The following is a 3,532-nucleotide window of genomic DNA, read 5'->3' as shown; positions in this document are numbered from 1 at the left end:
CCCTGGTTCAGGTTGCCCACCAGGTCGCGGGCCTCTTCGAGAAAATCGGTCAAATGCCCTTCACCGACCGTGGTCAGCATGTACGGCGTCGCGTCGAAGTCCGGTCCCGGCTCGTACACGACGTTCTGCCAGCGAATGGTCAACGGTCCGGCAGACTGCGGCGGGGCTTCCTCGGCCACCAAATCGGCGTAAGTCTCAGCCATGGGCTCAGGCTCCAGTTCCGGCTGGGCGTCCTCGGCGACAGATTCTTCAAGCGGGGCAAGAGGCGCGGCATGCTCAGCGGGATGAGCGGCTGCGGGAACCTCGCCGGCCAGGGCGCTTTCGATGCGCGCAATGATGTTCGCGGTGTCGACCTCGCCTTCCTGGCCCGTGGTCTCCAGGTTCTCCACCATGGTGCGCAGGGCGTCGGTGGCGGCAAGAATGATGTCCATGATGCCGGAGTTGACGGCCATGGCTCCCTGGCGCAATTCATCCAGGATGTTCTCGGCCTTGTGCGCAAGTCCGTTGATCTTGTGCAGGCCAAGAAAGCCGGACGCACCCTTGAGCGAGTGCATGGGCCGGAAGATCTCGTTCAGCAGGCCAAGATTCTCCGGGCTTTTCTCCAACTGGAGCAGATTGGGTTCTATGGTCTCCAGGTGCTCCTTGGCTTCCACGAAGAAGTCGGAGAGAATCTCTGGATCAAGGTAATCCTGGCTCATTCAGCTACCTGCCTGCTCGTGTGTTTCCGCCGTCCTGCAACCATCCGCGCGGGGCGGCCCCGTGGCCCGCAACCGGGGCGCGGCGGAAATCACCCCAGGAGCATTTTTACGTTGCGGACCATCTTTTCCGGCTGGGCTGGCTTCACCATGTAAAGGTTCGCACCCAGGGTCAACCCGGTTTCGATGTCCTTGTCCTGGCCTTCCGTGGACAGGACGATGATCGGGATGTCCCGGTAAGCCTCTTGCTCGCGGACGTTCTTGATGAAGGTGAACCCGTCCATGCGCGGCATGTTCACGTCGCTCACGATGAGGTCCACCTGTTCCGCGGCGTACAGCTTTTCCAGGCCGTCCAGCCCGTCCTCCGCCGTGGTCACCTTGAAGCCTTCTTTCTTCATGATGAAGGCGACGAGGTTCCTCACTGTCTTAGAATCGTCCACAATCAGAATATGTTTAGGCATGTGTCCTTCCCCCTTGCAGCACGACCTGGACCAGATTGTCGATGGACAGGATGCTGATGAGTTTTTCCCCGGCCTTGTAAAGGCCCATGAGCAGGTGCGCGCTGACGCCGATGTTGCCTTCAACGTTCCATTCAAGGTCGTCGCCGCCAGCCTTGTACATGGTGGACACCGCGCCGATCATGAGCCCTATCTGCAGGCCCCGGTGGCGGCAGACCACGATGAAGCGGTCTTCCTGCTCGCCCGGAATGCCGAGCAGGGTGCGCAGGCTGACCAGAGGCGTCACCCGACCGCGCAAATTGATGATGCCCGCGATGCAGGGCGGCGCCGTGGGCAATTGCGTCGGCTTCATGAAACGGATGACTTCCTGAATCACCGTGATAGGCAGAGCATACTCACGCTCCAGCAACGAAAAACTCACCAGGCGGATTTCCGACTGGTTGCGCATCTTCTCATCGGAGTGCTCTTCCCCACCGCCAGAGCCGGCGGCTGGCGCAATTCCCGCCACAATGTCCGATCCGCGCGGGTCAAGCCTCTTGGCCTGGGCCAACACCTTCTCGCGTTCCACGCCGAGGTACTTGTCCAGGAAAGCCTCTTCCGCGCTGGTCAGGGCGCGTCCGGCGTCGTCCACATCCGGCAGGCGGACATCTTCGACGAAATATTGTTCAGGCGTTTTCATGTGCAGCTATCTCTTTTGCCAGTTGCAGGTATTCCACGGCTCCGCGGGCCTTGGGGTCCACCTCGAAAATCACTTTTCCGCCTGCGCTCGATTCCCTGAACTTGGTGTCGAAATGGATCACCGTCTCGCACACGCGCTCGCCCAGCTTGTCGCGCATCAAACGCAGTATGCGCCTGCAGGCCGCCGTGCGCTGGTCGTACATGGTGGCCAGGGCCATGTAGCGCACACTTTTTGGCAGCACCCGGTTCAAAAGCCGGATGGTGTCGAACAGGAGCCTGATCCCGTACAGGGCGAGAAAATCCGTCTGTATGGGAATGAGCACCAAATCCGAGGCCACGATGGCGTTTACCAGGAGAATGCCCACGTGTGGCGGGCAGTCCACCAGCACATAGTCGTATTCCTCGCGCTTCAAGGTCAGCGCATCGCTCAAGATGAGGCCCTTGTTCTTGCGCTCCTTAAGGTCCACTTCGAGTTCCGAGAGCCTGATGTGCCCTGGAATGAAGTCGAACCCGCCGGAAAGCCCCGTCTTGCGGATGCGTTCGAAAAGCGCACCGTCAGCTTTCTCCGCCTGGAAAAGATCGTATGCCGTGGCCTCCAGCGTCTCCGGAAAAAAGGAGAGATGCACCGAGGCATTGGCATGCGGATCCAGGTCCATGACCAGCACCCGCTTGTTCAGCCGGGCCAGCGCGGCCGCCAGGTTCAGTGCGGTTGTGGTTTTGCCCACCCCGCCCTTCTGGTTCGCTATGGCAATGACCCTGGCGCCCAAATTTCACCCGGACCGCTGGCCGTCTGCTCCCGTTCGCAGGGGCATCAGGCCTCCTTCTTGTACATGATGGCCCCGGGATAGTGGATGGGCTTGAAGGAGCGCGTGATGTTGTGCAGCGACTCCGAATGCCCGATGAGAAGGTACCCCGAGGGCAAAAGATTGTCGTAGAAGGCGCCGATGACCTTGCGCTTCATCTCGTCGTCGAAATAGATGATGACGTTGCGGCAGAACACGATCTGCGAACGCTCAACCCGTTTGAGGGCCACGCGGTCGGAAAGGTTCAGCTGCCCGAAGGAGATGAGCCGCTTGAGCTCCGGCTTGACGCGGAAGTTCTCGCCGTCCTTGTCGAAGTAGCGAGTGACGATCTCCTTGGGCGTGGTGCGCAGGGTGTACTCGTTGTAAAGGCCTTTGCGAGCGGCCTCGAGCACGCGCTCCGAGAGGTCGCTTGCGGTTATGCGCACGTCCCAGCTCGCAAGCTCTCCCCTCAGCACCTCGGCCACGATGATGGCCAGAGTGTATGGTTCCTCGCCCGTGGAGCAGCCCGCGGACCAGATGCGCAACCGCTTGTCGCCCTTCTTCTTCAACTCGGCGATGACCTCAGTCAGGATGTTCTCCTGAAAGACCTTGAGCTGCGGCGGATTGCGGTAAAAGCTCGTCTCGTTGGTGGTGATAACCTCGAAGAGCTTGGTCAACTCCGTCTTCTTGTTGGAGTCATACTGGAGATAGTGGTAGTATTCTCCAAAACTCTTCAGATTCAGCAGCTTCAGACGGTTGGCCAGACGGTTCTCAAGCAGGTACTTGCGGTTGTCGGCCACATATATGCCGCACTGGGCATAGATGAAGTCGCGCAGTTGCACGAATTCGGCGTCGCTGATCTTAAGCTCCGCCCCAACAGCCCCTGTTGTGGAGAAAAGCGCTGCCATTTACAGTTCCC

Annotated in this window: 5 protein-coding genes; all 5 read right to left on the bottom strand. The window is 59.8% G+C overall.

What is annotated here, in order from left to right; translation table 11 throughout:
- The coding region (locus VN419_RS09275; RefSeq protein ID WP_325646776.1) for an Hpt domain-containing protein at window positions 1-698 on the bottom strand (698 nt) is incomplete at its 3' end.
- A gap of 89 nt (window positions 699-787) precedes the next feature.
- Window positions 788-1,156, bottom strand: a complete 369-nt coding sequence (locus VN419_RS09270) for a response regulator (RefSeq protein ID WP_305574079.1) — start codon at window positions 1,154-1,156, stop codon at window positions 788-790.
- Entirely contained in the window at window positions 1,149-1,832 is a 684-nt protein-coding gene (locus tag VN419_RS09265) for a chemotaxis protein CheW (protein ID WP_325646772.1), read from the bottom strand. The genes VN419_RS09270 and VN419_RS09265 overlap by 8 nt, the downstream gene beginning before the upstream one ends.
- Window positions 1,819-2,598 carry a ParA family protein gene (locus VN419_RS09260; RefSeq protein ID WP_325646770.1) on the bottom strand — a complete coding sequence of 260 codons (780 nt, stop codon included), beginning with the start codon at window positions 2,596-2,598 and terminating at the stop codon, window positions 1,819-1,821. Before VN419_RS09260 ends, VN419_RS09265 begins: the two co-directional genes overlap by 14 nt.
- Window positions 2,599-2,642: 44 nt before the next feature.
- A complete protein-coding gene (locus tag VN419_RS09255) occupies window positions 2,643-3,521 on the bottom strand; it encodes a protein-glutamate O-methyltransferase CheR (protein WP_325646768.1) in 879 nt (292 codons plus the stop codon).
- Window positions 3,522-3,532: the final 11 nt, after the last annotated feature.

Source organism: Humidesulfovibrio sp. (genome assembly GCF_035560995.1).
Taxonomy (GTDB): domain Bacteria; phylum Desulfobacterota; class Desulfovibrionia; order Desulfovibrionales; family Desulfovibrionaceae; genus Humidesulfovibrio.
This window is presented reverse-complemented; position numbering and strand designations above follow the sequence as displayed.

Coding starts and splice junctions, on each gene's coding strand:
- VN419_RS09265 (WP_325646772.1), bottom strand. CDS start 1,832: ATGAAAACGCCTGAACAATATTTCGTCGAAGATGTCCGCCTGCCGGAT.
- VN419_RS09270 (WP_305574079.1), bottom strand. CDS start 1,156: ATGCCTAAACATATTCTGATTGTGGACGATTCTAAGACAGTGAGGAAC.
- VN419_RS09255 (WP_325646768.1), bottom strand. CDS start 3,521: ATGGCAGCGCTTTTCTCCACAACAGGGGCTGTTGGGGCGGAGCTTAAG.